The organism is Streptomyces sp. NPDC048420 (genome assembly GCF_040651535.1).
Classification (GTDB): Bacteria; Actinomycetota; Actinomycetes; order Streptomycetales; family Streptomycetaceae; genus Streptomyces.
Genome location: NZ_JBEZKG010000009.1, coordinates 229271 through 255429 on the forward strand (window position 1 = coordinate 229271; position 26159 = coordinate 255429).

The window sequence follows — 26159 nt, forward strand, 5'->3', positions numbered from 1 at the left end:
TTATGCGGGCTCCTTCTCGCCGAGATATCGACGTGTCTCCCACCCAGCTTACCCGGATTGCCATTTGCCGCACGCGCACGGCGAGATACCGCGCCGCGTCGCGAGATACCGCGCCATGCGCGAAAATGGAGTACGAGAAGGACGCAGCAACCGGACCGGATCCGCCCAGCGACGATCGGCTCCTGATGGAGCGTGGAGTCCCATGCTCTCCGATTACCGCCGGATCTTCTCTCCCGCGGGGAGTCTGCTCTTCTCCGCTGCGGGCTTCATTTCACGCCTTCCGCTGTCGATGACCGGCGTCGGCATCGTCATCATGCTGTCGCAACTCGGCGGTGAGTACTGGCTCGCCGGCGCGGTCTCCGCCACACAGGCGCTCGCCGCCGCGGCGATCGGACCGCAGATCTCCCGGCTGGTCGACCGTCATGGCCAGCGCCGGGTCGTCCTCCCGGCGACGGCCGTGACGGTCGCCGCCATCTGTGCGCTGGTGCTGTGCGCCCGGTACGCCGCCCCGGACTGGACGTTGTACGTCGCGGCGGCGGTAGCGGGCTGCATGCCCAGCATGGGCGCGCTCGTCAGGTCCCGCTGGGCGGAGCTCCACCGGCAGTCACCGCGGCTGTTGCACACCGCGTTCTCCCTGGAGTCGGTGCTCGACGAGGTGATCTACGTCATCGGCCCCGCCCTGGCGATCACGCTGTCGACCAGCGTCGGCGCCGAGGCCGGACCGCTGATGGCCGCGGTCCTGCTCACCGTGGGCGTCCTGCTGTTCGCGGCCCAGCGGCGTACGGAACCGCCGGTGCGCCCCGAGCCGCAGCGCGCTGCGGCCAACGCCCTGCGCGTCCCGGGACTCGGCCTGCTGGTGCTGACGCTGACGTCGGTGGGCGCGTCCTACGGTTCGGTGGAGGTCACGACGGTGGCGTTCGCCGACGCGCACCACAACAAGGCTCTCTCCGGCGTGCTGCTCGGCGTGTACGCGCTCGGCTCGGGCCTGGCGGGCGCGGCCTTCGGTGCGATCAGTCCGCGGGGGGCAATCACCCGGCGGTTGCTGGCCGGCGTCTGGGTGATGGCCGTGACGATGGCACCGTTGTTGTTCGCGCGGAGCCTCGCGGCGCTGGCGGGGATGCTCTTCGTGGCGGGCATGGCCGTCGCGCCGGTCCTGATCACCACAATGGGACTGGTGGGCCACCTGGCGCCGGCCGCCCAGCTCACTGAGAGCATCACCTGGATCGTCTCGGGCCTCTCCGTAGGGGTGGCGCTGGGCTACGCCACCGCCGGGTGGGTGGTCGACATGGCGGGGGCCTCGGTGGGCTACGGGGTGCCGTGCGCGGCGGCCCTGCTCGCCGCCTCGACAATCTCCCTGGCCCTGCCACGGCTGACCCGCGCCGGCGCGCAGTGAGTACGGCCGGGCCCCACCGTGAGTGGTTGCGGCAACCTTGTGTGCGGTTGGAATGGCCCCCGCCCTCACCCGAGATGGCGATGAGCGTCATCCGCCACCTCGAAGCGGGAATCCGACCCACGCGAAGAAGGGCCCCGCAGGCTCACGCCTGCGAAGACCCTTCGCACGCTCAGGACGACAGGATTTGAACCTGCGGCCCCTTGACCCCCAGTCAAGTGCGCTACCAAGCTGCGCCACGTCCCGGTGCGCTGCCCCGCGATGGACCACGGGAACGCGCGTACCGAAAATTTACCCCCCGCCGGGGCCGGGCCCAAGCGGGCACCGGGCGCGGGACAATCGACGTATGGCCAGTACATCCTCAGGACGGCAGGACGCGCGGGACCGGGACGGCGAGGGGCGGGCACGCAACGCCCGGCCGCGGGACGGGCTCGGGCGGCCGCTGCCGTACGGCGCCGACGGTGTCGCACGGCAGCCGGAGGGCGTGCTGCGCAGCCCCGAGGACACCGTGGCCGAGGCGCAGGAGCTGCTGGACGCGGGGCGCCCCTTCCACGCGCACGAGGTCTTCGAGGACGCCTGGAAGTCGGGTCCCGACGAGGAGCGGGCGCTGTGGCGGGGGCTGGCCCAGCTCGCCGTGGGGCTGACCCACGCGGCCCGGGGAAACGTCACGGGCGGGGCGAGGCTGCTGCGCCGCGGTGCCGGGGGCGTGCAGGAGTGGGCGGCGGAGCTCGGGCAGCCCTCGCCGTACGGGATGGATCTCGTGGGTCTGGCGGACTGGGCGCGACGGCTCGCGGACGTCGTGGAGACCGGCGCGAGCGTCGACGCGGCGGCGCGGGCACCCCGGCTGCGCGGGCAGAGGCGAGAGGCCCTGTAGGGACCCCGGACGAGCCGCCGTCCGGACTACCCGCGCGGGCCGTCCCCGCATGCACGGATGGCCCAGCCATGTGATCGTGCCCTTGTGACAGTCGCCGCGGAAACCGCACCGCCCGGCCGTCTCCCAGCCAACCGTGCTGGACGCGCGTTGCCGCAACGTCGCCTTCGTGACGATCATCTCGGACGATCACTCGGTGGGCGTGGTCTCCTCGCGGATGACCTGCTGGGCCACCTTGAACGCGCTGTTGGCCGCCGGGACACCGCAGTACACGGCCGCCTGGAGCAGCACCTCCTTGATCTCGGAGGGGGTGAGGCCGTTGCGCAGGGCGGCCCGGGTGTGGGAGGCGAGCTCGTCCAGGTGTCCGCCCGCGACCAGCGCGGTGAGGGTGACGCAGCTGCGTGCGCGGCGGTCGAGGCCGGGCCGGTCCCAGATCTCGCCCCAGGCGTAGCGGGTGATGAACTCCTGGAAGTCGCCCGAGAACTCGTCGGCCTGCGCGAGCGCCCGGTCGACGTGCGCGTCGCCGAGCACCTCGCGGCGCACCTTGAGACCGGCGTCGTACGGATCGGGCCGGACCGCCGAGTGGGGGTGGGGGGCGGCCGGGGCGATCTCGGCGATCGGCACGGGCTGCGGCGGCGCGGCCGTCAGGACCGGCTTGACCGGGGCCGCGGGGATCGCCGTCTGGCCGGTGGACGAGTCGAAGGCGGGCTGCCAGGCGGTGGAGAAGTGTCTGACCAGCAGGTCGGTGACGGCGGCGGGCTGTTCCACCGGCACCAGGTGGGAGGCGCCGGGGACGACGGCGAGCCGGGCGTCCGGGATGCCCGCGACCAGGGTGCGGGCCTCGGCCGGTCCGGTGACCTGGTCGTCGGAGCCGACGAGCACCAGGGTCGGCACCCCGACGCTCGCCAGGTCGGCCCGCACGTCGAACGCGGCGAGCGCCTCGCAGGCCGCGATGTAGCAGCCGGGGTCGGTGGTGCGCACCATCTGCACGGCCCAGTCGGTGATCGCGGGCTGAGCGGCGGCGAACCCGGAGGTGAACCAGCGCTCCGGGGATGTCCGGGCGATGGGGTCCAGCCCGTTCGTCCGTACGATCACCCCCCGCTGCCGGAACTCGTCGGCCGTGCCGAAGCGCGGGGAGGCGGCGATCAGCGCGAGCGAGGCGAGCCGTTCCGGGTGGCGCAGCGCCAGCTCCATGCCGACCGCGCCGCCGAGCGCGCAGCCCGCGTAGCCGAAGCGCTGCACGCCGAACTGGTCGAGCGTGGCGAGCAGCCGGTCGGTCAGTTCGCCGACGGAGCCGACCGGGTAGGCGTGTGCGCCGCCGTGTCCCGGCAGGTCGAACCGGAAGACGCGCCACTGCTTGACCAGCTCCGGGACCTGGCGGTCCCACATGTGCCACGTGGTCCCGAGCGACGGCCCCAGGATCAGGACCGGGGCGTCTTCCGGGCCGTCGAAGCGGTACTGGAGGGCGGGGGTCTTCGTCTCACTCACGGCCCCCACGCTAACCGCCTTTTCTTACCGTCCGGTCCCTGCACCCCCACCCCCCACACCTGGCTCCCGAACATCGACGGGGAACTCTCACACAGCCTTCACCGGATGCGGGACCGCGGGGACGAAGGGGCGTCGAAGGGGTGCCGGAGGGCTCTCGGTCGGTGGCCGTAGGGGCCTGTGGGGCGTCGGAGCGCGTGGACCGGGCGGGCCGGGCGGGCCGTCGGCGTTCTCGGTCGCGGGTGGTCAGAGGTCGCCCGGCGTGCCCAGGCCCGTGAGGGCGCCGACGGGGTCCAGGTCCGGGGTGCCGCGCGGCCACCAGTCGTCGTGGCCCGGTTCCGACTCGTAGGCGTACCAGAGGCCGTCGCGGCCCAGGCGGAGCTGGACGTGGCCGCGGGGGTGGGTGAGATGGTTGCGCCAGGGGCGGAAGGCGGGGAGGTCGGCGGCCAGGAGCAGCGGCCTGGCCCGGTCGAAGCGGCCGGCCGGAGGGTCCCAGGGCTCTTCGAGTACGGCGAGACCTTCGAGTCCGCCTTGACGCCAGGCGGCGACCGCGCGGGCCAGGTCGGCCGGGGTGCGGTCGGTGGCGGTGGCCAGGGAGGCGTAGAGGGCGCGGGTGCCCGCGGTGAGTCCGGAACCGGGGCGGGCCGCGGCGAGCCGTACCGCGTCCTGCCACAGGGTCAGTTCACCGACCGGGTCGCGGCCGGTGCCGAGCAGGGCGTGGGCGCGGGCGGCCGCGTCGGTGGCCAGCTGGTCCAGGGCGAAGGGGTCGGGGCCGCCCGGGGACGCCGGGTACGCCGGTGGCTGCTCGGGGTGCGGGGGGACCGGCAGTGGGGCGGGGAGCGGCGGGAGCCGACGGGGCGCGAGGGCTTCGGCGGCCCGTACGCCCGGCAGTGGGGCCGGCTCCTGTTCCTGGGCGGCACGGGCCGCGCGGGCGGCGCTGAGGCGGGACAGGGCGTCGAGCAGCTCACGCTCGCCCCGGCCGCGCAGGAGAAGCAGGACGAAGGGGTCGGCGTCCAGCAGGCGGGCCGTCTGGTAGCAGAGGGCGGCGGCGTGCTTGCAGGGGTGACCGCGGTCGGGGCAGCTGCACTGCGGTTCGAGGTCGCCGGGTCCGGGGAGCAACGGCACTCCGCACTCGGCCAGCGCCTCGGGCATCTCCCTGTCGAGCAGGGCGGCGATGTGTCCGGTCCGGTCGGCGGCGTGGTCCAGGAACCGGTCCCAGTCGGCGTCGCCGAGCGTCCGCAGCCGCACCTGTACGCGGTACGGGCGGGGGCGGCTGCCCTGCACGTAGGCGAGCACGAGCCCCGGGGTCACGGTGATCGCGTCCACATGCCCCTGCTCGGCATAACCCCGGCCCCGCGCAAGCCGCTTGGCGTCCAGTGCGCCCTCCTCCAGCGCGGCGACCCAGGCGTTGCCCCACCAGGTGGCGGCGAAGTGGGTGTCTTCCGAGGAGCGGGGCTGGAAGGCGGGGAAGGTGCGGCGCAGGTCGTTGTCCCGGCTGGGGGCGGCCATGGAGTGAGGGCGGTGGGGGGAGGCCGGGGCGGGGGGATGTGCGGTGGGGGGCCAGGGGGTGTCGGCGTCGGGGCGTGCGGCGGGTTCGTCGGTGTGGGTGCCCTGGGGACCGTCGTCGGGTACGGGTGTCTCCGGCTCGGAACTCCTCTGCCGCGTACCGTTGTTGTCCTCGGGCTCCTCCGCCGTCAGGGCCGCGTCGTCAGGCATCCGGAAGGCGTCGGCCAGCAACTCCCGCACATCACGCGCCCGTACACCGGGGGCGGGACGCGGGGTTCGGCTTCGGTCCCGGGGCGCGGCCGGGGCGGTACGGCGCGACCGACGCGCGCGTGCGGCCTCCACCTCGGCGGCTTCGGCATCCGCCCGCCTCTTGCGCGCCGCCCGCAGCGCTTCTCGGGCGGCGTCGGCGGGGCGCGTGTCGAGAGGGCGGGCGGCGTTGCCGGGGGTGGCGTCGGGAGCTCGGTCCGCCTCCCCGGCCGTGGAACTGTCGGCGGCAGTGGGGGCCTCGGTGTCGTCGCCCGCGTCCGAAGGGACTACGGCGTCGTCCCGGGCCGTACCCGCGGCCGACCGTCTGGCGGCCACGGCATCCCGGAGCGCCGCCCGCGCCGCAAGACTCCCGCCCCCCTCAGCCACGGAACTGTCCGCCCCGGGCACCGCAGAACTGCCAAATCCCCCAACCGACGAACCACCCGCCCCCTCCACCACAGAACGGCCAAGCCCCTCGCCCACCGCACCGCCCGCCCCCCGCACCGCAGAACCCCCACCCCCCTCAGCCACGGAACTACCCGCCCCGGACACCACAGAACTGCCAAATCCCCCAACCGACGAACCACCCGCCCCCTCCACCACAGAACGGCCAAGCCCCTCGCCCACCGCACCGCCCGCCCCCCGCGCCGCAGCACCCCCACCCCCCTCAGCCACAGAACTGCCCGCCCCGGGCGCCGCAGAGCCCCGTGCCTCCTCCACCGCAGGGTTTTCCGGCGTACCAGCCTCGCCCGCCCCCTGTGTGTCCCCGGTAGCCGGCGCCCCGGCCCCGCTCTCCGTCGCCTCGCGGGCTGCCCGCTCCCGTGCTGCCCGCAGGGCTCGGCGGGCCTCGTCGGCCGGGCCCGGGGTCATGACGGCCTCCGGAGGGAGACCAGGTCGGTCAGTTCGCGGTCGGTGAGTTCGGTGAGGGCGGACTCGCCGGAGCCGAGGATCGCGTCGGCGAGGGCGCGCTTGGATTCGAGCATCTCGGCGATGCGGTCCTCCACGGTGCCCTCGGTGATGAGGCGGTGGACCTGGACCGGCTGGGTCTGGCCGATGCGGTAGGCGCGGTCGGTGGCCTGTTCCTCGACGGCGGGGTTCCACCAGCGGTCGAAGTGGATGACGTGACCCGCGCGGGTGAGGTTCAGGCCCGTGCCCGCCGCCTTCAACGACAGGACGAGCACCGGGATCGCCCCGCTCTGGAAACGGTCCACCATGCGCTCGCGCTCCGGCACCGGAGTGCCGCCGTGCAGCAGGTCCACCGGGACCGCGCGGGCGGCGAGGTGGGCGGTGATCAGGCGGGCCATCCCCACGTACTGCGTGAAGACGAGCGCAGAGCCGTCCTCCGCCAGCAGGGTGTCCAACAACTCGTCCAGCAGGGCCAGTTTGCCGGAGCGGGCCACGAGGCGGTCACCGGCCGCGGGCGCGACCTCCTCCTTCAGGTACAGCGCCGGGTGGTCGCAGATCTGCTTCAGCGCCCCCAGCAGCTTCAGCACCAGGCCCCTGCGCGCGATGCCCTCCGCCGTCTCGATCGCCAGCAACGACTCGCGCACCACCGCCTCGTACAACGAGGCCTGTTCGCGCGTGAGCGGGACCGGATGGTCCGTCTCGGTCTTGGGCGGGAGCTCGGGGACGATCCCCGGGTCGGACTTCTTGCGGCGCAGGAGGAAGGGGCGGACCAGACGGGCCAGCCGGGTCACCGCCTCCTCGTCCTCGCCGTTCTCCACCGCGCGCGCGTGGCGGGCGCGGAAGGACTTCAGCGGGCCGAGGAGCCCGGGGGTCGTCCAGTCGAGCAGGGCCCACAGCTCCGAGAGGTTGTTCTCGACCGGGGTGCCGGTCAGGGCCACACGCGCGGGTGTCGGGATCGTGCGCAGGGCCTTCGCGGTCGCGGAGTACGGGTTCTTGACGTGCTGGGCCTCGTCCGCGACGACCATGCCCCAGCGCTGCTCGGCCAGCCGCGCGGCAGCCGCGCGCATGGTGCCGTACGTGGTGAGGACGAAGCCGCCGTCGAGGTCGTCCAGATTGCGCTCCGTGCCGTGGAAACGGCGGACGGGGACGCCGGGCGCGAACCGGGTGATCTCCCGCTGCCAGTTGCCGAGGAGGGAGGCCGGGCAGACCACGAGGGTCGGCTCGCGGCGGGCCCGGCGCAGGTGCAGGGCGATGACGGTGATCGTCTTGCCGAGGCCCATGTCGTCGGCGAGGCAGCCGCCGAGGCCGAGGGAGGTCATGAGGTCCAGCCAGGCCAGACCGCGGAGTTGGTAGTCGCGGAGGGTGGCATGCAGGCCGGGCGGCGGTTCGGCGGGGCGTACGCCGGCCGTCAGGCGGTCGCGCAGGGCGGCGAGCGCGCCGACCGGTACGGCTTCCACCGTCTCGCCGTCGACCTCCGCGCTGCCGGTCAGAGCGACGGACAGGGCGTCGACCGGGTCGAGCAGGCCCAGTTCGCGTTTGCGGGCCTTGCGGACGAGAGCGGGGTCGACCAGCACCCACTGGTCCCTGAGGCGTACGACGGGACGGTGGGCCTCGGCCAGGGCGTCCATCTCGGCCTCGCTGAGCGGGTCGCCGCCGAGCGCCAACTGCCAGCGGAACTGGAGGAGTTCCTCGCTCTCGAAGAAGCCGGTGCCGTCGGTCGCCGAGCCCGGAGCGGGCCGGACCACCGCCGCCGCGGCGAGGTCGTGCGCCAGGTCCCGCGGCCAGTGCACGGCCACCCCGGCCGCCGCGAGCCGGGTCGCCGCCACACCGAGCAGCTCGCCCAACTCCTCGTCGGACAGCGCCAGTACGTCGGGCACGTCCTGCTCGGAGAGCCGGTCCAGGGGTGGCCAGACCCGGGCGGCCCGCCGCACCGCGAGGGCCGCGTCCACGCGGGCGCGTGGCCCGAAGACGGCGTCGGCGTCCCCCGCCCACAGCGCCGCCGCGTCGGCCACCAGGGTCGGGTCGGCGAGGCTGTGCACCTGGACGATCGCGGCGCCCGCGCTGCGCGCACCGGCGTCGTCGGCGTTGAACAGGTGGTACGCCGACAGGTCGAGGCGGAGCGAGATCCGCACGCCCGCGTCCATGCCGGCGGCGACCTCCGCGGCCCAGTCGTGGGCATGCGGCAGCCGCTGTGGTGCCCGGGCCGCGAAGGGCTTGCCGGAGGCGAACGGGGCGGCCGGGGTCCGGGGCAGGGTGTCCGCGACCGCGTCCAGGAAGGAGCGCATCAGCGCTTCCGGTTCGGGCAGCCGCAGCGCGCCCGGGCCGGGGAGCGGCACCGCGTGACCCTCAGGGGGCAGGGCGGCCGCGACCGCGCGGAGGTGGGCGATGTCGTCCGGGTCCAGCGGTCCGGCCCGCCAGGCGTCGTGCCCGGTGGCGGTGAGGCCGGGCAGCAGTCGGCCGCGGGCCGTGAGCCGCAGCGCGTGCAGGGTGGCCGCGCCCCAGCAGGCGGTGGCGGGGTGGGCGGCGGGATCGCGCCGGGCCCGGACCAGCAGGGGCAGGGCCTCGCCGAGCGGGAGCGTGAGGGCGGGGGCGGTCCTGCGTCGGACTCCGGCTCCATGCGGTCGTACGACTGTGAGCTCGGTGCGCTCCACCGAAGCGGCGTCGGCCTCCGGGCTCTCGGTCGCCAGGGGCGAGCCCTCGGGGTCCCAGAACGCGATCCGGCCCTCACGGGGAAGGGGCGCGGGCAGGAAGACGGCGGCGAGCCGGACGGGGACGGCGGATCCCTGCCGCTCACCCCCGCGCTCGGCCACCATGGCCCTGTCGCTCATACGTCCTGTCACCTCCCGCCCGCATGCCGGATCAGTCGTCTTCGACTCTACGGGCGGGGTCTGACAATCGGCTCCGGCGACCGGCCGGGTCAGGGGACGGTGCGCGAGACGACGTACACCTTCGGGGCGTTCGGCACGGTGAGGTTGACCATGACGTCCTGGGTGGGCGCCGGGTCCTTCTGCGCGTGGGTCAGGCCCCACCAGGAGCGCGGGGTGTCGAAGTTCCAGCCGCTGACCTTCCGGTCCCGCTCGCTGATGGAGACGTCGTTCTTCTTGAGGTCGGCGCGGCTGACGCCCATGCCGCTGAGGAAGGCGGCCAGGCCGGCGTCGGTCGTCCGGAACTGGACGTACAGACGGCTGGTCTTCCAGTTGTTGGTCTCATAGGAGGCGACCAGGTCCGCGGGGTGCGGCACGGGCACCTGGTAAAGGCGTCGCTGGACCTTGGACGGCCAGCCGGGCGTGAGGCCCGTCGCCGAGTACTTGGCCTCCTTGTCCTTGCCGCTGTCGCGGCTCTGGTTGGCGGAGATCACCAGGTAGCCGGCCGGGACGCCGATGAGCAGGCCGATGATGAGCAGCGTGATCGCCCGGCGGCGGATCATGTGGCGGCGGTCCTCGGTGGGCCGCTCGGGTCCCCCCGGGGGCGCCGGGGCCTGGCGTGGCATGGAAGCCGTCATGCGGTGTCCCGGGACGTACGGCGGGCCTCCACGTACCGTTCGTAGCGCTCGTGGCGCTCCACCCGGCGCCGGTTGGCGCGGCGGAAGCGGCGGGCGACCAGGCGGGCGAGGTCGGCGGCGCCGACCATGCCGGCCTCGGGGCCCAGCTGGGCGCGGGCGATCCGGGCCTCGGGGCGGTAGCCGCGGCCGGTGAGCTGGCGCTTGAACGCGTCCCGCGCGGGGCCGATCAGCAGGTCGTCGGCGGCCGAGACACCGCCGCCGATGACGAAGCAGGACGGGTCGAGGGCGGCCGCGAGGTTGGCGATGCCGACGCCGAGCCACTGGCCGATGTCCTGGAGCAGCTCGATGCACATCGCGTCGCCCTCACGGGCCAGCTCGGTGATCATCGGGCCGGTGATGTCGCCGATGTTGCCCTTGACGTGCTCGATGATCCCGTAGGCGACGGGCGAGTCGGCAGCTGCCAGCTCACGGGCCTCGCGGACCAGGGCGTTTCCGGAGCTGTACTGCTCCCAGCAGCCGCGGTTGCCGCACGGGCAGCGGTGGCCGCCGGGGACGACCTGCATGTGGCCGAACTCGCCGGCGACGCCGTATTTGCCGCGCTTGACCTGGCCGTCCTCCAGGATCGCGCCGCCGATGCCGGTGCCGAGCGTGATCATGACGAGGTGGTCCTCGCCGCGGCCGGCGCCGAAGCGCCACTCGGCCCAGGCGGCGGTGTTGGCGTCGTTGTCCACCAGGACGGGCACCGCGAGACGGCCGGCGATGCGGTCCCGGAGGGGCTCGTTGCGCCAGGACAGGTGGGGGGCGAACAGCACGCGGTTGCGGTCGGCGTCGACCCAGCCCGCCGCGCCGATGCCGACGGCGTGGACGTCGTGGCGGTCGGAGAGGTCCAGGACCAGCTCGACGATGGTGTCCTCGACGACCTTGGGGCTCTTGGACTTGTCCGGGGTCTCGGTGCGGACCTTCTCCAGGATGTTGCCGTCGGCGTCGACGACACCCGCCATGACCTTGGTGCCGCCGATGTCGATGCCGACCGTGGGCACGCGGGGTGCCGTCAGGTGTGAGCGGCGTTCCCTCGTGCCGACGGTCCGCAGGGCGGGGGCGCGGCGGGAGCCTATGGGGGCGCTGAAGTTGCCGTAGGTGCTCATCAAGGCCCGATTCTGCCGCACGCTCACGGCAGGTGCCGAACGGGGCAGCAAAGGGGGGTGCGCGATTCGTCGCCGCGTACGGGTGCGTGAGGGCTGAGCGCGCCCACGCGGCGGAGCCGCAAATCGATGCAGCCCGGCGCCCCTAAGGGCGCACCAGTAGCTGGAATTCGAATGAGTAGCGAGTTGGACGGTACGTATGCGTGCCGTACTCCACCGCTCTGCCCGTGTCGTCGAACGTCACGCGCTGCATCGTGAGCAGCGGTGCTCCCGCCTCCTCCGCCAGGCGTTCCGCCTCCTCGGCCGTGGCCGCTCTCGCTCCGATGGACTGGCGGGCGCTGTGCAGGGTGATGCCGGCCGCGCGCATCATGCGGTACAGGCCGGTGTTCTCCAGTTGTGCGGTGTCGAGGTCGAGCAGGGCCGGGGGGATGTAGTTGCAGAGGTGTGCCATCGGCTCGCCGTGTGCGAGGCGCAACCGCTCCACCCGGTGCACGTCGCTGCCCTCGGGGACGCCGAGTGCCGCGGCGATCTCGGCGGTGGCCTCGATGACCGTGTTGGCCAGGACCTTCGTCGCGGGGCGCTGGCCGGCCGCCTCCAGGTCGTCATAGAGGCTGCTCAGCTCCAGCGGGCGTTTGACCTGGCTGTGCACGACCTGGGTGCCGACTCCGCGGCGGCGCACGAGCAGGCCCTTGTCGACCAGGGACTGGATGGCCTGGCGGACGGTGGGCCGGGACAGACCGAGCCGGGCGGCGAGCTCGATCTCGTTGCCCAGCAGGCTGCCGGGGGTGAGCGTCCCGTGTTCGATCGCGGCCTCCAACTGCTGGGACAGCTGGAAGTACAACGGCACCGGGCTGCTGCGGTCCACGCTGAGCTCAAGGGTCACGGTCGGGTCTACTTCTGGTTTCGGCACGGGAGCGAGCGTAGCTCCGTGCGTTGTTGACGGGAAGTTGTGTAGTTCGGTTGTCCGGACATACGGATTGACAGCGGGCGGCCATCGCCCACATTTTGTTCACATGCGCATCGGGGTCATAGGGACGGGCCGCATCGGCACCATTCATGCGAACACGCTCAGCCGCCATCGGGAGGTCGGTTCCTTAATACTCACGGACGCGGACGGAGCGCGGGCCCAGGAGCTCGCGAACCGCCTCGGGGAGACCGCGGCCCCGGGCGTCGACGAGATCTTCAAGTGGGGCGTCGACGCCGTGGTGATCACTACGGCGACCTCGGCCCATGCCGAGCTGATCGGCCGGGCGGCACGCTCGGGACTGCCGGTGTTCTGCGAGAAGCCCATCGCACTCGATCTGCCCGGCACCCTGCACGCGATCGCCGAGGTGGAGACCGCCGGGACGATTCTGCAGATGGGTTTCCAGCGTCGTTTCGACACCGGCTACACGGGCGCGCGGGAGGCGGTGCGCTCGGGGCGGCTGGGACGGCTGCACACCGTGCGGGCGCTGACCTCCGACCAGGCGCCGCCGCCGGTCGAATGGCTGCCGCTGTCCGGCGGGCTCTACCGGGACACCCAGATCCACGACTTCGACATCCTGCGCTGGGTGACCGGGCACGAGATCGTCGACGTCTACGCGGCCGGGTCCGACGCCGGGCCGCCGATGTTCCGGGCCGCGGGGGACGTCGACACCGCTGCCACCCTGCTCACGCTCGACGACGGGACCCTCGCCACGGCGACGGCCACGCGGCTGAACGGGGCCGGGTACGACGTGCGCATGGAGCTCGCCGGGGAGCTGGACCAGATCGTGGTGGGGCTGGACGACCGCACGCCGATCGCGTCCACGGAGCCCACCGGGCCGCCCGCGGCGGACAAGCCGTGGACGGGGTTCCTGGAGCGGTTCGGACCGGCCTACGAGGCCGAGCTGGCCGCGTTCATCGAGGTGGTCCGGGGCGAGCGGGCCAACCCCTGCGACGGGCGTGAGGCCCTCCAGGCACTACGGATCGCCGAGGCGTGCGAGGTGTCCCGCCGCGAGCGCAGGGCCGTACGGCTGGCGGAGATCCCGGGCGGGTCGAGCACGGCCGCGTTCTGAGGGCGGCCGGGGCGCGGGGCGCACCACTGAGACCGCAGCCGTACGGCCGGGTCGGCGGGGGCCTGGCCGCGCCGGAGGCGCCGGCGAACCAGGGGTCATCCGGCCACCGGAACGGCTCAGGACACAGGCGCCGCTCGGGGTCCCGCGGAGCGGCGCAGGCCCTGCAACCGAGCTCTCGGGAGGCCCGGCCGAACCGGCCGAGCCGGGCAGACACGACCATCCACCGGCCACTCCGGACAAGGCCGACTGCCGAGCACCCACGCCAGCCCCGCCGCCCGACCCAGCCCGACCGAGCCCGACCGCCGGGCACTCCCCCGCACCGGTCGAGCCTGCCGCCGAGCCCGAGCGCCAAGCACCGCCAGACGCCGGCCCCCTCCCCGTATCACCGCACCTCCAGACCCCGCCCCCTACCACCGCACCGGCAAACTCCGCACCCCCCTGATCAGCATCCCCGGCAGCCACTCCCCCGGCGGTCCGTCGAGGGCGAGGTCCGGGGCGCGGTCCAGGAGGGCCCGTATCGCCGTGCCGGCTTCCAGGCGGGCCAGGGGGGCGCCCAGGCAGTAGTGGATGCCGTGGCCGAAGGCGAGGTGGCCGCGGGGGTCCCGGCGGATGTCGAAGCGGTCCGGGGCCGGGTAGCGGGAGCCGTCGCGGTCGGCCGCGCCGAGGCAGATCATCACCGGGTCGCCCTTGGCTATGGACCTGCCCGCTATGTCCAGGGGTTCCACGGCGTACCGGAACGTCGCGTTCTCCACCGGGCCCTCATAGCGCAGCGTCTCCTCGACCGCGCTGTCGACGAGGCTCATGTCGGCGCGCAGGGCGGCGAGTTGGCCGGGGTGGGTGAGCAGGGTGTGCACGGCGTTGGTGATGAGGTTGACCGTGGTCTCGTGGCCCGCTATCAGCAGCAGGAAGGCCATACCGCGCAGTTCCGCCGGGGAGAGCCGGTCGCCGTCCTCGGCGGTGGTGCGGATGAGGTCGCCGAGCAGGTCGTCGCTCGGTCCCGCGCACCGCTTGTCCTCGATGAGCTCCGTCAGGTACTCGCCGAGGCGCAGGACGGCGTCGTACGAACTCTCGGGGCTGGTCGGTGCCACGACCTCCGTGGACAGTTTCCGGAACTCGGTGCGGTCCATCTCGGGTACGCCGAGGAGTTCGCAGATCACGGTGATCGGCAGCGGGTAGGCGAGGGACCGCACCAGGTCACCGCGGCCGTACGGCAGCATCGCGTCGAGGAGGTCGTCGGTGATCTCCTGGATCCTGGGCCGGAGTTGCTCCACCCGGCGCATGGTGAAGGCGCGGGAGACGAGGGCGCGCAGCCGGGTGTGCTCGGGCGGGTCGCTGCCGAGCAGGTGGCGGCCGATGAGCTCCTCGTCGTGGAAGAGCATGCCGATCTTGCGGCCGTCCTTGGAGAGCCGTGGGTCGGCGAGCGCCGCTCGTGCCTCCTCGTGGCCGACGACGAGCCAGGTCGAGTAGTCGGCGTCGGAGCCGGGTGGTCGTACCCGGTGGACGGGGCCGAGAGCGCGCAACTCGGCGTACACGGGGTGCGGATCGGCGCGGAACGCCTCTCCGTACTTCCCCAGATCGATCACTGCTTCGGTCATGAGACTCCCCCTTCACACGGTCAACGCCCGGGATCGACGCCTAGTGCCCGTCCTGCTCGGGTTCCGGCGATCGCTCCAGCAGTCCCGCGTCGTACACCAACAGGGCGATCTGCACCCGGTTGTTGAGGTCGAGCTTGGCCAGGACGCGGGAGACGTGGGTCTTGACGGTGGCGACGCTCATGTAGAGGGCGGCGGCGATCTCGGCGTTGGACAGGCCCTGGCCGACCGCGACGGCGACCTCGCGCTCGCGGTCGTTGAGGGCCGCGACGCGCTCACGCGCGCGTGCCCGTCGGGTGTCGGCGGCGGTTCCGGCCGCGTGTTCCATCAACTGCCGGGTGACGGTGGGCGACAGGACGGGGTCACCGGCCGCGACCCGGCGCACGGCGGCGAGGATCTCGGCGGGCGGGGTGTCCTTGAGGACGAATCCGGCGGCTCCCGCGCGCAGTGCGCGCAGGACCTGTTCGTCCGCGTGGAACGTGGTCAGGACGACCACCTGCGGGGCGTCGGGGCGGCCGCGCAGGCGCTCGGTGGCCGCGAGGCCGTCGACCGACGGCATCCGGATGTCCATGAGGACGACGTCCGGATGGGTCCGGTCGACGGCGGCCTCGACCTCGGTGCCGTCCGCCGCCTCACCGACGATCTCGATGTCCTCGGCCCCGCCCATCATCAGGGACAGGCCGGCCCGCACCAGGGGGTCGTCGTCGACCAGGAGCAGTCTGATCACAGTCATGGACCCTACGTAATCACGCGGAGGCAGGGCGCAATCACCCTTGTGGCCGCGCGAGTTGCCCTGACGACGACACCAGGAACGTCACCCCCACGGCAGCCACGCCCGCACCCCGAACGCCCCGTCCTCCTCCACCCCGTGCTCCAGCCGGCCCCCCGCCAGCGCGGCGCGCTCGGTGAGGCCGATCAGGCCCTGCCCCGAGCCGGGGACGTGCGGTACCCCGCCCTCGGGTGCGGGGTTGCGGACGGTCACGACGAGGCCCTCGCCCGGGCGGCCGGAGACGGTGACCGTGACCTCCGTGCCGGGGGCGTGCTTGCGGGCGTTGGTGAGGCCCTCCTGGGCGATGCGGTAGGCGGTGCGGCCGACGGCGGCGGGTACGGCGGCGGGGTCGGTGACGTGGTTGTCGAGGACGACCTTCATGCCGGCCTCGCGGGACTCGGCGACCAGGGTGTCCAGGGCGGCCAGGGTCGGCTGGGGGCGGCCCGTGTCGTCGTGGTCCGCCGCCCGCAGCACACCGATGATCTCCCGCAGGTCCTGGAGCGCCTCGTGCGCGCTCTCCCGGATGACACCGGCCGCCCGCGCGACCTCCTCCCGGGGCGCGTCCGGCCGGAACTCCAGGGCGCCCGCATGGACGCTGAGCAGGGTCAGCCGGTGCGCGAGGACGTCGTGCATCTCGCGCGCGATGGCCTCCCGGGCCAGCCGCTGGGCCTGCTCGGCCCGCAGCCGTGCCTCGGTCTCGGCGCGCCGGGCGCGGTCGCGCAGGCTGAACATGAGCTGCCGTTTGGCGCGCACGACCATGCCCCAGGCGACCACCGCCGCGGTCAGCAGGCCGAAGAGGGCGACCGACACGACGTACGGCAGGTCGGAGGCGGGGCGCAGCCAGAAGTAGACGGGGACCAGCGCGATGTTGGCTCCGCCCACCCAGGCCACGTACCGGAAGGGGCGGTGCACGGCGAGGGTGAACAGGGCGATCAGGCACGCGCCGCCCGCGGTGTCCGAGACCATCCCGACCGGCAGCGTGGCCACGGCCAGCGCCACGGGCCAGCGGCGGCGCAGCCATACCGCGCCGCAGGCGAGGGCACCGAGGAGTTGGTCGACGGTGGCAAGGGATTCCGAGACATGCGGGTTGCTGGTCACCGACTCCGCGCCGGTGATGCCGACGAGGACGGCCACCAGGAAGCAGGAGAAGTCGACGATCCAGTCACGCGCGGTGCGCCGGGGCCGCCGTCCGGGCCGTACGGCGGCGGGGTCGAACTCGTGAATCACGGCGGACGGCATCAGCCAGCGCCGGCCGGGGAAGGCCTGGGGGTCGGACACCGTCTCGTCACCGCTCACGGTCGACAAATCTACGCAGTGAGGGCTCGGATCTCCCGTCCACGAACGGGATCCGCGACCAAAGTCGCAGCACCGCAGACTTTGGGCGTACGAGCTCCTGCGGGGCCGATGCTTTCGCGGAACGGGTCCCGCCCCACGGCCGATGCCCGGGACGGGTCCGCGGGACGAGGGTCTCCTCATGAAGCAATTGCTGGAGTTGCTCGGTTTCCTCGCCCTGGTGCAGGGCGCGACGGGTCTGCTGCACGAGTTCACCGACTGGCACATCGGGCTCGTCCAGCGGATCGGCTTCCTCGACGGCTACGAGGTCTACGCGAGCGTCGCCCTGATCGTGCTGGCCTTCGCTCTGTTCGCCGCCGCGGAGAGCCGGAAGCCCGGCTGACCGCGGGCCGGCGTGCGAAGTTAACTTCCGGAAAACTCATCGGACGTGACGGGAAAATCTCCGGAGTTGTCATTGACATGCCACTGTCTACGCGCGTCATCATGAGGGCATGCGATTCCCCCCACGGATCACCCGAATCGGCGCCGCTGCCGCCGTCCTGTCCGCTCTGCTCGTCGGCGGTACCGTCACCGCCACCCCGGCGGCCGCCGCCGTCGGCAGCATCTGTTACAGCGACCTGCCCTCCCAGGCGCACGACACCCTGGACCTCATCGACCAGGGCGGCCCCTACCCCTACTCGCAGGACGGCACCGTCTTCCAGAACCGGGAAGGTGTCCTGCCGAGCCAGTCGACCGGCTACTACCACGAGTACACCGTGATCACCCCGGGTTCCTCGACCCGCGGTGCGCGCCGCATCGTCACCGGTGAGGAGACCCAGGAGGACTACTACACCTCCGACCACTACGCCACGTTCGACCTGGTCGACTTCGGCTGCTGAGTCCCCCACGGCTCGGTTCCGGTCGGTTCGACCCCGTAGCCCTCGCCCCGCGCACCCCCCCACATCACCGCCGGTCGCGGGGCGAGGCATCCCGCTCAGCTGTCGAAGTCGACCGTGAGCGTCTCGGAGACGGGGTGGGTCTGGCAGGTCAGGACGTAGCCGGCGTCGACCTCGCCGGCTTCGAGGGCGTAGTTGCGGCGCATGTCGGCCTCGCCCTCGGTGACCAGGGCCCGGCAGGTGCCGCAGACGCCGCCCTTGCAGGCGAAGGGCAGGTCCGGGCGGGTCTTCTGGGCGCCGTCCAGGATCGACGCGGCGCGCGGCAGTGCGGCGGTGGTCGAGCGGCCGTCGAGGGTGATGGTGACCTGGCTGACCGGGCCGTCCGGCGCGGCATCCTCGTGGCGTACCTCCCGTACCGGCGCGTCGTCGGCGAAGAACAGCTCCCGATGGACCCGTTCCCCCGGCACCCCGAGCCCGGCGAGGACCTCCTGGGCGTCACGGACCATGCCGTGTGGACCGCACAGCCACCAGTGGTCGGCGCCCTCGACGTCGACCAGGCCGTCGACGAGCGCGGCGAGCCGCTCCGCGTCCAGGCGTCCGGAGAGCACGTCGGCCTCGCGGGGCTCGCGCGAGAGCACGTGGGCGAGCTGGAAGCGGGTGGGGTGGAGGTCCTTCAGGTCGGCGAGTTCGTCGGCGAACATCACCGTGTCGGTGCGGCGGTTGCCGTAGAAGAGCGTGACCCGGTTGCGGTCGTCGGCGGCCAGGAGCGACTCGGCGATGGAGAGCATCGGGGTGATGCCGGATCCGGCGGCGATCAGGACGTGGTGGCCGGGGTCGGTGAGGTCCGGGGTGAACGCGCCGGTCGGGACCATCACCTCGACCACGTCACCGGGCCGCACCTCGTGGACCAGCCAGGAGGAGAACAGGCCGCCGGGCACCTCCCGTACCCCGATACGCGGGCGCGTGCCGACCGGGGAGCAGATCGAGTACGAACGCCGTTCGTCCCGCCCGTCGATCTCGCGGCGCAGGGTGAGCGACTGACCGGGCGAGAAGGCGTACTCGGCGGCCAGGTCGTCCGGCACGTCGAAGCCGACGGCGACGGCGTCCTCGCACAGCCGCTGTACGGAGGCGACGCGCAGGGCGTGGAAGGCCGGGCGGCGACGCCCGCCCCGCACCGCGACGGAGGCACCGCGGTCGCGCTCCGTGGACAACAGCTCTGCCATCTCAGATCTCCTTGAGGTGTTCGAACGGCTCCTGGCAGGCGCGGCAGCGCCACAGTGCCTTGCACGCGGTGGCGCCGAACCGGGAGGTCTCCTCGGTGTCGGCGCTGCCGCAGCGCGGGCACCGCAGGGTGCGCCGGGTCGGCGACAGCACCAGCGGCACCGGGCCGGTCATGGGACGGGCCGCCGGTCCCGGGGGTGCGATGCCGTGCTCGGCGAGCTTGCGGCGCCCGGCGGGGGTGATCCAGTCCGTGGTCCACGGCGGGTTCAGCACCGTACGGACCTCCACGCGCGCGTACCCGGCCGCCTGGAGCCGGGCGGCCACCTCGGCGCGCATCTCGGCCATGGCCGGACAGCCGGAGTAGGTCGGGGTGAGGTCGGCGACGACCGTGCCCTGAGCGGTGATCTCGACGCCGCGCAGCACACCCAGGTCGGCCAGGGTCAGCATGGGCAGCTCGGGGTCCGGCACCCGCTCGGCGATGTGCCGGGCGCGTTCGACGTCCGTGAGGGTGGTCACCATGTCGCCTCCGGGTGGGCCCGGGCCACGCTCTGCAACTCGGCCAGCAGCGGGGCGAGGTGCTCGGTGTGTTCGCCCCCGCGGCCGGCACCCGCCAGCGGGCGCCAGGCGGGCAGTGGCAGCCCGGCCGCGTCCGCGACCTGCTCCAGCACCGCGACGACCTCGTCCCGGACGTCGTACGCCGTGAACAACTCCCCCAGATAGGGGGCCACTTGCTCGAAGGCCACGCGCATGCGCCGGTGCGACTCCTGCGTGCCGTCGCCGAGCCGCACCGCCCACTCGGCGGCCCACTGCCGGTGGTACGCCAGTTCCTTCACGCCCTTGGCGGCGACCGCGGCGAGCACCGGGTCGTCGTCGGCGGTCAGCCGCTCGAAGTGGGCGAGCCGCCAGGCGGACAGCACCAGCAGCCGCACGACGCTGAACGCGAAGTCCCCGTTCGGGAGTTCGGCCAGACGTACGTTGCGGAAGTCGTCCGGGGCGCGGAAGTAGGCGTATGCGTCCTCGTCGCGGCCGGAGCCGTCGACCTGCCCCACGCGCGCGTACAGCAGACGGGCCTGGCCGAGCAGGTCGAGGCCGATGTTGGCCAGCGCCACCTCCTCCTCCAGCTCGGGGGCGCGGGTGGTCCACTCGGCCAGTCGCTGCGCGGAGACCAGGGCGTCGTCGGCGAGCGCCAGACAGCACTCGGCGAGCCCCGCCCGGTCGACGCCGGCGGGCACGGTGGGGTCCACTCCGTGCAGCGGGTCCTCGAAGCCGGTACCGAAGGCCCAGCGGGCGTCGCTTCCGTCGTCGTGGCCCTCGGCGAGCGTCATGTAGACGTGGTCGTCGCCCATCCCCTGCTCGTCACTCATCTCCTGCTCCTCAGATGTGCGGGACGTCGTCGGGGATGTCATAGAAGGTGGGGTGCCGGTACACCTTGTCGGCGCTGGGCGCGAAGAAGGGGTCCTTCTCGTCGCGCGTGGACGCCGCGATGTGCTCCGAGCGCACCACCCATATGCTCACGCCCTCGTTGCGGCGCGTGTAGAGGTCGCGCGCGTGGGTGAGCGCCATCCGGTCGTCGGCGGCGTGCAGCGAGCCGACGTGGACGTGGTTCAGTCCGCGCTTGCCGCGCACGAACACCTCGTACAGCGGCCAGCCGGCCTTCGGACTCTGTGTGTCGCTCATGCCGTCGCTCCTTCACGCGCGCGTGCCGTCTGCTTCGCCGCGTGGGCCACGGCCGCCTCCCGGACCCAGGCACCCTCGTCGTGGGCGGTGCGGCGCCGCTCGACACGCTGGGCGTTGCATGGCCCGTCGCCCTTGATGACCCTGGTCAGCTCGGACCAGTCGGGGGTGCCGAAGTCATGGCGGCCGCGCTCCTCGTTCCAGCGCAAGTCCGGGTCGGGGAGCGTCACTCCGAGCTTCTCTGCCTGCGGGACGGTCATGTCCACGAAGCGCTGCCGCAGTTCGTCGTTGCTGTGCCGTTTGATCTTCCAGGCCATGGAGGCGGCCGAGTTGGGCGAGTCGCCGTCCGGCGGGCCGAACATCATCAGGGACGGCCACCACCAGCGGTTGACCGCGTCCTGGACCATCTCGCGCTGGGCTTCGGTGCCGCGCATCATCGTCATCAGCAGTTCGTAGCCCTGGCGCTGGTGGAAGGACTCCTCCTTGCAAATCCGCACCATCGCGCGCGCGTACGGCCCGTACGACGAGCGGCACAGCGGCACCTGGTTGCAGATGGCAGCGCCGTCCACGAACCAGCCGATCACCCCGACGTCGGCGAAGGTGGGCGTCGGGTAGTTGAAGATCGACGAGTACTTCTGGCGGCCCTCGATCAGCCGCTCGGTCAGGTCGGCCCGGTCGGCGCCCAGCGTCTCGGCGGCGGAGTACAGATACAGACCGTGCCCGGCCTCGTCCTGGACCTTCGCGAACAGGATGGCCTTGCGGCGCAGCGAGGGCGCCCGGGTGATCCACTCGCCCTCCGGCTGCATGCCGATGATCTCCGAGTGGGCATGCTGGGCGATCTGCCGGACCAGGGTCCTGCGGTAGCCGTCGGGCATCCAGTCGCGCGGTTCGATCCGCTGGTCACGGGCGATCGTCGCGTCGAAGTGCGCCTGGAGTTCCGGCTCCGCGCCACCCTCCGAGCCGGTCTGCGTCGTACTCATGCCTCCACCTTCCCCAACCGACCGTTCGTTCGGTCCATGATACGGCTCACCCCTCACGTCCGGCTAGTGCGGGATCCGTCAGCGCCCGCCCGGCGGGCGTTCAGCCATCCCTTGACACGCGATGGCCCGGCTGGATTACCTGGCCGTGCCGCACGCTAACCGAATGGTCGGTCGGGGGCAAGGTGGTGAAATCGGTGCCGCAAGCCCTCAACGGGCACGGGATCGCCGGCTGTGTGTTCCTCCTCGCCGACTCGGCCTGCGCCTGCAAAGCCACGGCCCGTCACCGTGGCCGCCGGGGCCGGCGCCGACTTTCGTCGCTCCCGCGCGCGAGGGCGACGTACTGGTGGCCACCGCCCAGGACCGCACCCGGTTCGGCCGCAGCGGCATCTACGACCGGCGAGGTGATCGCGGAGTTCCGTGGCCTAGTCGTAGCCTCCGGGGCACGGGAGCCGGCGGCCGCGAGGCGCGCGGTACAGAGAAGAAGGAGCCGTGATGAGCAGCAGCACCGAGGGCCCGGCGGTCACGACGGCCCGCCGAGGTGAGCCCCTCCCCGACGAACTGCGGGACGAGGCGGAGCGGATGTCCCGCGAGGATCTCCGAGCACTTCAGCTGCGCCGACTGCGCACGACCCTGCGGCACGCCTACGACAACGTCGAGCTGTACCGCAAGAAGTTCGACGAGGCCGGCGTGGCGCCCGAGGACTGTCGCGCGCTGGAGGACCTGGCCCGCTTCCCGTTCACCACGAAGGCCGACCTGCGCGAGACGTACCCCTTCGGCATGTTCGCCGTCCCGATGGACCAGGTCCGCCGTGTTCACGCCTCCAGCGGCACCACCGGACGTCCGACCGTCGTCGGATACACCGAGAACGACATCTCCCTGTGGGCCGACGTGGTCGCCCGCTCGATCCGCGCGGCCGGCGGCCGCCCCGGCCACAAGGTGCACATCTCCTACGGCTACGGCCTGTTCACCGGCGGTCTCGGCGCCCACTACGGCGCCGAACGGGCCGGCTGCACGGTGATCCCCGCCTCGGGCGGCATGACCGCGCGCCAGGTGCAGATCATCCAGGACTTCGAGCCCGAGATCATCATGGTCACGCCCTCCTACATGCTCACCCTTCTCGACGAGTTCGAGCGCCAGGGCGTCGACCGGCGCTCCACTTCCCTGCGGGTCGGCATCTTCGGCGCCGAGCCCTGGACCGAGGAGATGCGCCGCGAGATCGAGGAGCGGATGGACATCCACGCCGTCGACATATACGGCCTGTCGGAGGTGATCGGCCCGGGCGTCGCCCAGGAGTGCGTGGAGACCAAGGACGGTCTGCACGTGTGGGAGGACCACTTCTACCCCGAGGTCGTCGACCCCCTCCTGGACGGGGTCATGCCCGAGGGCGAGGGCGGCGAACTGGTCTTCACCTCCCTCACCAAGGAGGCCCTGCCGATCATCCGCTACCGCACCCGCGATCTGACCCGGCTGCTGCCCGGCACCGCCAGGCCCGCCTTCCGTCGCATCGAGAAGATCACCGGCCGCAGCGACGACATGATCATCCTGCGCGGGGTGAACGTCTTCCCCAGCCAGATCGAGGAGATCGTGCTGCGCACCCCCTCCGTCGCCCCGCACTTCCAGATCCAGCTGAGCCGGCCAGGCCGGATGGATCACATGACCGTCCGTGTGGAGGCACGCCAGGGCGCCACCCCGGAACAGCGCGAGGCCGCCGCCGAGGCGATCGCCAAGGGCGTCAAGGACGGCGTCGGCGTGAGCGTCGAGGTGGTGATCGTCGATCCGGAGACCCTGGAACGATCACTGGGCAAACTCCGCCGGGTCAAGGATCTGCGGGGTGTGTGAACGCCCCCTCGCGTTCTGGGCGATCAGGTGTTCTCGGGGAGTACGTAGGAGCCGTATTCCGGGCGGCCCGCGAGGTCGTACGACTGGATCGAGGCGCCCGTGGAGGTGATCCGTCCACCGGTGTGCCGGAAGGCGGTCGGTGTGGCGCCCTCCTTGAAGAGCCGGCGGCCCGCGCCGAGGACCACCGGGAACGTGATCAGGTGGAGCGTGTCGACGAGGCCGAGGTCCAGCAGCGACTGGAGAAGGGCACCGCTGCCGTGCACCTGGAGCTCGCCGTCGGTGCGTTCCTTGAGGGCGGTGACCTCCTTGGCCAGGTCACCGGAGACCACGGTGGTGCCGGCCCACTCGGGGGCCGTGAGGGTGGACGAGACGACGTACTTCGGCAGGGCGTTGAGTTTGCCGGCGACGGGGTCGGCGGGGTCGGTCACCTTGGGCCAGTACGCGGCGAAGATGTCGTACGTACGGCGGCCCAGGAGGAACGCGCCGACCTCTCCGAAGACCTCGGCGACGAAGCTGCCGAAGTCCTCGTCGCCGTACGGCACGGTCCAGCCGCCCTGTCCGAAGCCGTCCCTGGGGTCCTCCTGAGGGCCGCCGGGGGCCTGGTAGACGCCGTCGAGGCTGACGAAGATCTGGGAGACGAGCTTGCCCATGACGGGTGCCTTCTCTCTTGGTGGGGTCTGTTGTCATCAGCTCAGACCCCGGTGGGGGGCGCAACTCATCGGCCCGGGTGCCATGGGGCGCGAACTCGCCGGTGGAGGTCGATGTCCGTACGCCGCCAGCAGGCCGCGGGCCGACGCGGTGGGATGGGGTCCATGACAACGACGTACGGAACGCTGAACGGCAAGGTCGCGCTCGTCACCGGGGGCAGCAGGGGGATCGGAGCGGCCACGGCGCTGCGGCTGGCCCGGGAGGGCGCGGACGTGGCCGTGACCTATGTACGGGGCAAGGAGGCGGCGGAGGACGTCGTACGGGCCGTCGAGGCGCTGGGGCGCAGGGCGGTGGGCCTGCGGGCGGACTCCGCGGACGCGGCGGAGGCGGCGGGGGCGGTGGATCGTACGGCGGAGGCGCTGGGCGGTATCGACGTGCTGGTGAACAACGCGGGGGTGGGGGTGCTCGGGCCGTTGGACGAGCTGTCCCTCGCCGATGTCGACCGGGTGCTGGCGGTCAATGTCCGCGGGGTGTTCCTCGCGTCGCGGGCCGCGGCGGCGCGGATGCGGGCGGGTGGGCGGATCATCACGATCGGTAGTTGTATGACCCAGCGGGTGCCGGGGCCGGGGGGCGTTCTCTATACGACGAGCAAGTCGGCGCTGGTCGGGCTGACGAAGGCGCTGGCGCGGGAGTTGGGGGCGCGGGGGATCACGGCGAACATCGTTCATCCCGGGCCAATCGACACCGACATGAATCCGGCGGACGGGCGGTTCGCGGCGGGGCAGGCTGCGATGACCGCGGTGGGGCGGTTCGGGGAGGTGGGGGAGGTGGCGGACATGGTGGCTTATCTGGCGGGTGCGGAGTACGTCACCGGGGCGGAGTTCTCGGTGGACGGGGGGCATGCGGCGTGAGGTGGGGGTTTTCCTCGCCCCCGCCGCCCCTACCCGTCCCGTCCCCAGGGGCGCCGCCCCTTCGACCCCGGTTCCTGGGGGCTGCGCCCCCAGACCCCCATCGGCCCTGAAGGGGCCTCGTCCTCAAACGCCGGACGGGCTGATATCGGACTCAGCCGCCCAGCTCCTGGTGCCTCGCCCTCAGCGTGGCCGCGCCCGGTTCCGTCAGGGAGCCGAACAGGCGTAGGCGGGAGATTCCGCCGTCCGGGAAGATGTCCACGCGGGCGTGGGTGCCCACTGCCGGGGTGGGCAGGACGAAGCGGTGGTTGGTGTCGGGCTGGAGGCGGGTGCGCGGGAGGATTTCGCGCCAGTCGCCGTCCTCACCGTCTCGGATCGAGACCGAGGCCCAGCCCGCGCTGTTGCCCTTCAGGTACGCCGTGTCGATCTCCAGCGCGCGGATCTGGGACTGGGCCACCAGGCGGTAGCGGATCCAGTCGTGGCCCTGGTCGCGGCGGCGCCGGGTCTCCCAGCCGTCGTCCATCTTGCGGGAGCGGCCCGGCTGGATGGTGTTGGAGGCCGGGGAGTAGAAGAGGTTCGAGGCGTCCTCCGCCTGGCCGCCGTTCTCCAGGGCGACCACGTCGAAGGTGCCGAGGACCGCGAGCCACTCGGGGTCCGGGACGACCTCGCCGTGCACCCGCAGACGGGCGATGCCGCCGTCGGGGTGCTGGTTGACCCGCAGGTGGGTGAAGCGCTGTTCGAGGGAGACGGCGAAGCCGTTCGCCGCGTGGCCGCCCACCGGCGTGCGCGGGACCAGGGTCGTCCACTTCGCATCGTCGCCGAGGAGTTCCTGCGGGGACGGTGAGCCGGAGACGCAGGTGCCCTCGACCGACACCGCCTGCGGGTAGTTGCCGCGGAAGTGTGCCGTGTCGACCACGATCCCCCGGATCACGCCGGGCGCGCCGAGGCGGACCAGTGCCCAGTCGTGGTCCTCGGCCGTCGGCCATGGGTGTTCGGCCGAGGCGCCACGGCGGCGGCGTGTCTCCCAGCCGTCCATGATCTTGCCCTTGTGCCCGAAGTGCTCGGGGTCGAACTCGGCCCGGCCGGGCACCAGCAGGTTCTCCCGCTGGGCGAAGAACTCGTCGTTGGCGGCGATGACTCCGGCGCCGAGCGTCCGCGCGGCGAGGTCGGCGTACTGGGAGAAGGGGAAGTCCGCGGTGCGGTAGTCCGCGTACGGGTCACCGCCTCCGTACGGGTTCGCGTCGCCGGTGAAGCTGGGTATCGCCGTCACGTCTGG

At 72.7% G+C, this 26159-nt stretch carries 23 protein-coding genes, 1 tRNA gene and 1 pseudogene; 8 read left to right on the plus strand and 17 right to left on the minus strand.

Annotated features, from left to right (window positions below; translation table 11 throughout):
* Positions 1-202 precede the first annotated feature (202 nt).
* Positions 203-1393 carry an MFS transporter gene (locus AB0D34_RS18365; protein ID WP_362662686.1) on the plus strand — a complete coding sequence of 397 codons (1191 nt, stop codon included), beginning with the start codon at positions 203-205 and terminating at the stop codon, positions 1391-1393.
* 169 nt (positions 1394-1562) lie between these two features.
* On the opposite strand, the gene AB0D34_RS18370 is transcribed toward AB0D34_RS18365, so the two are convergent.
* Positions 1563-1636 (minus strand) — tRNA-Pro (locus tag AB0D34_RS18370).
* A 100-nt stretch (positions 1637-1736) separates the two neighbouring features.
* Here AB0D34_RS18370 and AB0D34_RS18375 point away from each other — a divergent pair.
* Positions 1737-2264, plus strand: a complete 528-nt coding sequence (locus tag AB0D34_RS18375; protein ID WP_362662688.1) for a DUF309 domain-containing protein — start codon at positions 1737-1739, stop codon at positions 2262-2264.
* 186 nt (positions 2265-2450) lie between these two features.
* Here AB0D34_RS18375 and pcaC read toward each other — a convergent pair whose 3' ends face one another.
* The 6 genes from pcaC to AB0D34_RS18405 all read right to left on the minus strand — a co-directional run bounded on the left by pcaC (position 2451) and on the right by AB0D34_RS18405 (position 11931).
* The gene (pcaC, locus tag AB0D34_RS18380) at positions 2451-3749 is read right to left on the minus strand and encodes a 4-carboxymuconolactone decarboxylase (protein WP_362662690.1); all 1299 of its coding nucleotides are present in this window, start codon (positions 3747-3749) and stop codon (positions 2451-2453) included.
* A gap of 243 nt (positions 3750-3992) precedes the next feature.
* The gene (locus AB0D34_RS18385) at positions 3993-5834 is read right to left on the minus strand and encodes an SWIM zinc finger family protein (RefSeq protein WP_362662692.1); all 1842 of its coding nucleotides are present in this window, start codon (positions 5832-5834) and stop codon (positions 3993-3995) included.
* 530 nt (positions 5835-6364) lie between these two features.
* A complete protein-coding gene (locus AB0D34_RS18390; protein WP_362662694.1) occupies positions 6365-9232 on the minus strand; it encodes an SNF2-related protein in 2868 nt (955 codons plus the stop codon).
* Positions 9233-9321: 89 nt separating this feature from the next.
* Positions 9322-9906, minus strand: a complete 585-nt coding sequence (locus tag AB0D34_RS18395) for a sugar kinase (protein ID WP_362662695.1) — start codon at positions 9904-9906, stop codon at positions 9322-9324.
* A complete protein-coding gene (locus AB0D34_RS18400; RefSeq protein WP_123763956.1) occupies positions 9903-11051 on the minus strand; it encodes an ROK family glucokinase in 1149 nt (382 codons plus the stop codon). The genes AB0D34_RS18395 and AB0D34_RS18400 overlap by 4 nt, the downstream gene beginning before the upstream one ends.
* A 142-nt stretch (positions 11052-11193) precedes the next feature.
* The gene (locus tag AB0D34_RS18405) at positions 11194-11931 is read right to left on the minus strand and encodes a GntR family transcriptional regulator (RefSeq protein ID WP_362662972.1); all 738 of its coding nucleotides are present in this window, start codon (positions 11929-11931) and stop codon (positions 11194-11196) included.
* 130 nt (positions 11932-12061) lie between these two features.
* Here AB0D34_RS18405 and AB0D34_RS18410 point away from each other — a divergent pair, with 130 nt between their 5' ends.
* The gene (locus tag AB0D34_RS18410; protein WP_362662697.1) at positions 12062-13084 is read left to right on the plus strand and encodes a Gfo/Idh/MocA family oxidoreductase; all 1023 of its coding nucleotides are present in this window, start codon (positions 12062-12064) and stop codon (positions 13082-13084) included.
* A 407-nt stretch (positions 13085-13491) separates the two neighbouring features.
* On the opposite strand, the gene AB0D34_RS18415 is transcribed toward AB0D34_RS18410, so the two are convergent.
* From AB0D34_RS18415 to AB0D34_RS18425, 3 genes are all read right to left on the minus strand, one after another.
* Positions 13492-14679, minus strand: coding sequence for a cytochrome P450 (locus tag AB0D34_RS18415; RefSeq protein WP_362662699.1), 1188 nt, complete (start codon positions 14677-14679; stop codon positions 13492-13494).
* Between the two features lie 40 nt (positions 14680-14719).
* Entirely contained in the window at positions 14720-15409 is a 690-nt protein-coding gene (locus AB0D34_RS18420; RefSeq protein WP_362662701.1) for a response regulator transcription factor, read from the minus strand.
* A gap of 81 nt (positions 15410-15490) precedes the next feature.
* Positions 15491-16750, minus strand: a complete 1260-nt coding sequence (locus AB0D34_RS18425; RefSeq protein ID WP_362662703.1) for a histidine kinase — start codon at positions 16748-16750, stop codon at positions 15491-15493.
* A gap of 169 nt (positions 16751-16919) precedes the next feature.
* Here AB0D34_RS18425 and AB0D34_RS18430 point away from each other — a divergent pair, with 169 nt between their 5' ends.
* Positions 16920-17120 carry a hypothetical protein gene (locus tag AB0D34_RS18430; protein ID WP_362662705.1) on the plus strand — a complete coding sequence of 67 codons (201 nt, stop codon included), beginning with the start codon at positions 16920-16922 and terminating at the stop codon, positions 17118-17120.
* Between the two features lie 109 nt (positions 17121-17229).
* Positions 17230-17616, plus strand: coding sequence for a ribonuclease domain-containing protein (locus AB0D34_RS18435; protein ID WP_362662706.1), 387 nt, complete (start codon positions 17230-17232; stop codon positions 17614-17616).
* Between the two features lie 95 nt (positions 17617-17711).
* Here the strand turns inward: AB0D34_RS18435 and paaE are convergent, their stop codons facing one another.
* From paaE to paaA, 5 genes are read right to left on the minus strand one after another with little or no spacing between them, the layout of a single operon-like run.
* On the minus strand, positions 17712-18836 hold the full coding sequence (gene paaE, locus AB0D34_RS18440) for a 1,2-phenylacetyl-CoA epoxidase subunit PaaE (RefSeq protein WP_362662708.1): 1125 nt from the start codon (positions 18834-18836) through the stop codon (positions 17712-17714).
* A gap of 1 nt (position 18837) precedes the next feature.
* Positions 18838-19353 carry a 1,2-phenylacetyl-CoA epoxidase subunit PaaD gene (gene paaD / locus AB0D34_RS18445; protein WP_362662709.1) on the minus strand — a complete coding sequence of 172 codons (516 nt, stop codon included), beginning with the start codon at positions 19351-19353 and terminating at the stop codon, positions 18838-18840.
* On the minus strand, positions 19347-20180 hold the full coding sequence (paaC, locus tag AB0D34_RS18450) for a 1,2-phenylacetyl-CoA epoxidase subunit PaaC (protein ID WP_362662973.1): 834 nt from the start codon (positions 20178-20180) through the stop codon (positions 19347-19349). Before paaC ends, paaD begins: the two co-directional genes overlap by 7 nt.
* 28 nt (positions 20181-20208) lie before the next feature.
* Entirely contained in the window at positions 20209-20511 is a 303-nt protein-coding gene (gene paaB / locus AB0D34_RS18455; protein WP_362662711.1) for a 1,2-phenylacetyl-CoA epoxidase subunit PaaB, read from the minus strand.
* A complete protein-coding gene (gene paaA, locus AB0D34_RS18460) occupies positions 20508-21488 on the minus strand; it encodes a 1,2-phenylacetyl-CoA epoxidase subunit PaaA (protein WP_362662713.1) in 981 nt (326 codons plus the stop codon). Before paaA ends, paaB begins: the two co-directional genes overlap by 4 nt.
* A 206-nt stretch (positions 21489-21694) precedes the next feature.
* Between paaA and AB0D34_RS18465 the strand changes: the two are divergent.
* A pseudogene (locus AB0D34_RS18465) lies at positions 21695-21981 on the plus strand (phenylacetic acid degradation protein PaaD); the annotation flags it as partial.
* Entirely contained in the window at positions 21981-23327 is a 1347-nt protein-coding gene (paaK, locus tag AB0D34_RS18470) for a phenylacetate--CoA ligase PaaK (RefSeq protein ID WP_362662715.1), read from the plus strand. The pseudogene AB0D34_RS18465 and the gene paaK, both read left to right, overlap by 1 nt.
* A 23-nt stretch (positions 23328-23350) precedes the next feature.
* On the opposite strand, the gene AB0D34_RS18475 is transcribed toward paaK, so the two are convergent.
* A complete protein-coding gene (locus tag AB0D34_RS18475; RefSeq protein ID WP_362662717.1) occupies positions 23351-23977 on the minus strand; it encodes a dihydrofolate reductase family protein in 627 nt (208 codons plus the stop codon).
* Positions 23978-24130: 153 nt separating this feature from the next.
* On the opposite strand from AB0D34_RS18475, the gene AB0D34_RS18480 reads away from it, so the two are divergent.
* Positions 24131-24886 (plus strand): SDR family oxidoreductase, encoded by a 756-nt coding sequence (locus AB0D34_RS18480; protein ID WP_362662974.1) that lies wholly within the window; start codon positions 24131-24133, stop codon positions 24884-24886.
* A gap of 151 nt (positions 24887-25037) precedes the next feature.
* Here AB0D34_RS18480 and alc read toward each other — a convergent pair whose 3' ends face one another.
* The gene (alc, locus tag AB0D34_RS18485; protein WP_362662719.1) at positions 25038-26153 is read right to left on the minus strand and encodes an allantoicase; all 1116 of its coding nucleotides are present in this window, start codon (positions 26151-26153) and stop codon (positions 25038-25040) included.
* Positions 26154-26159 lie beyond the last annotated feature (6 nt).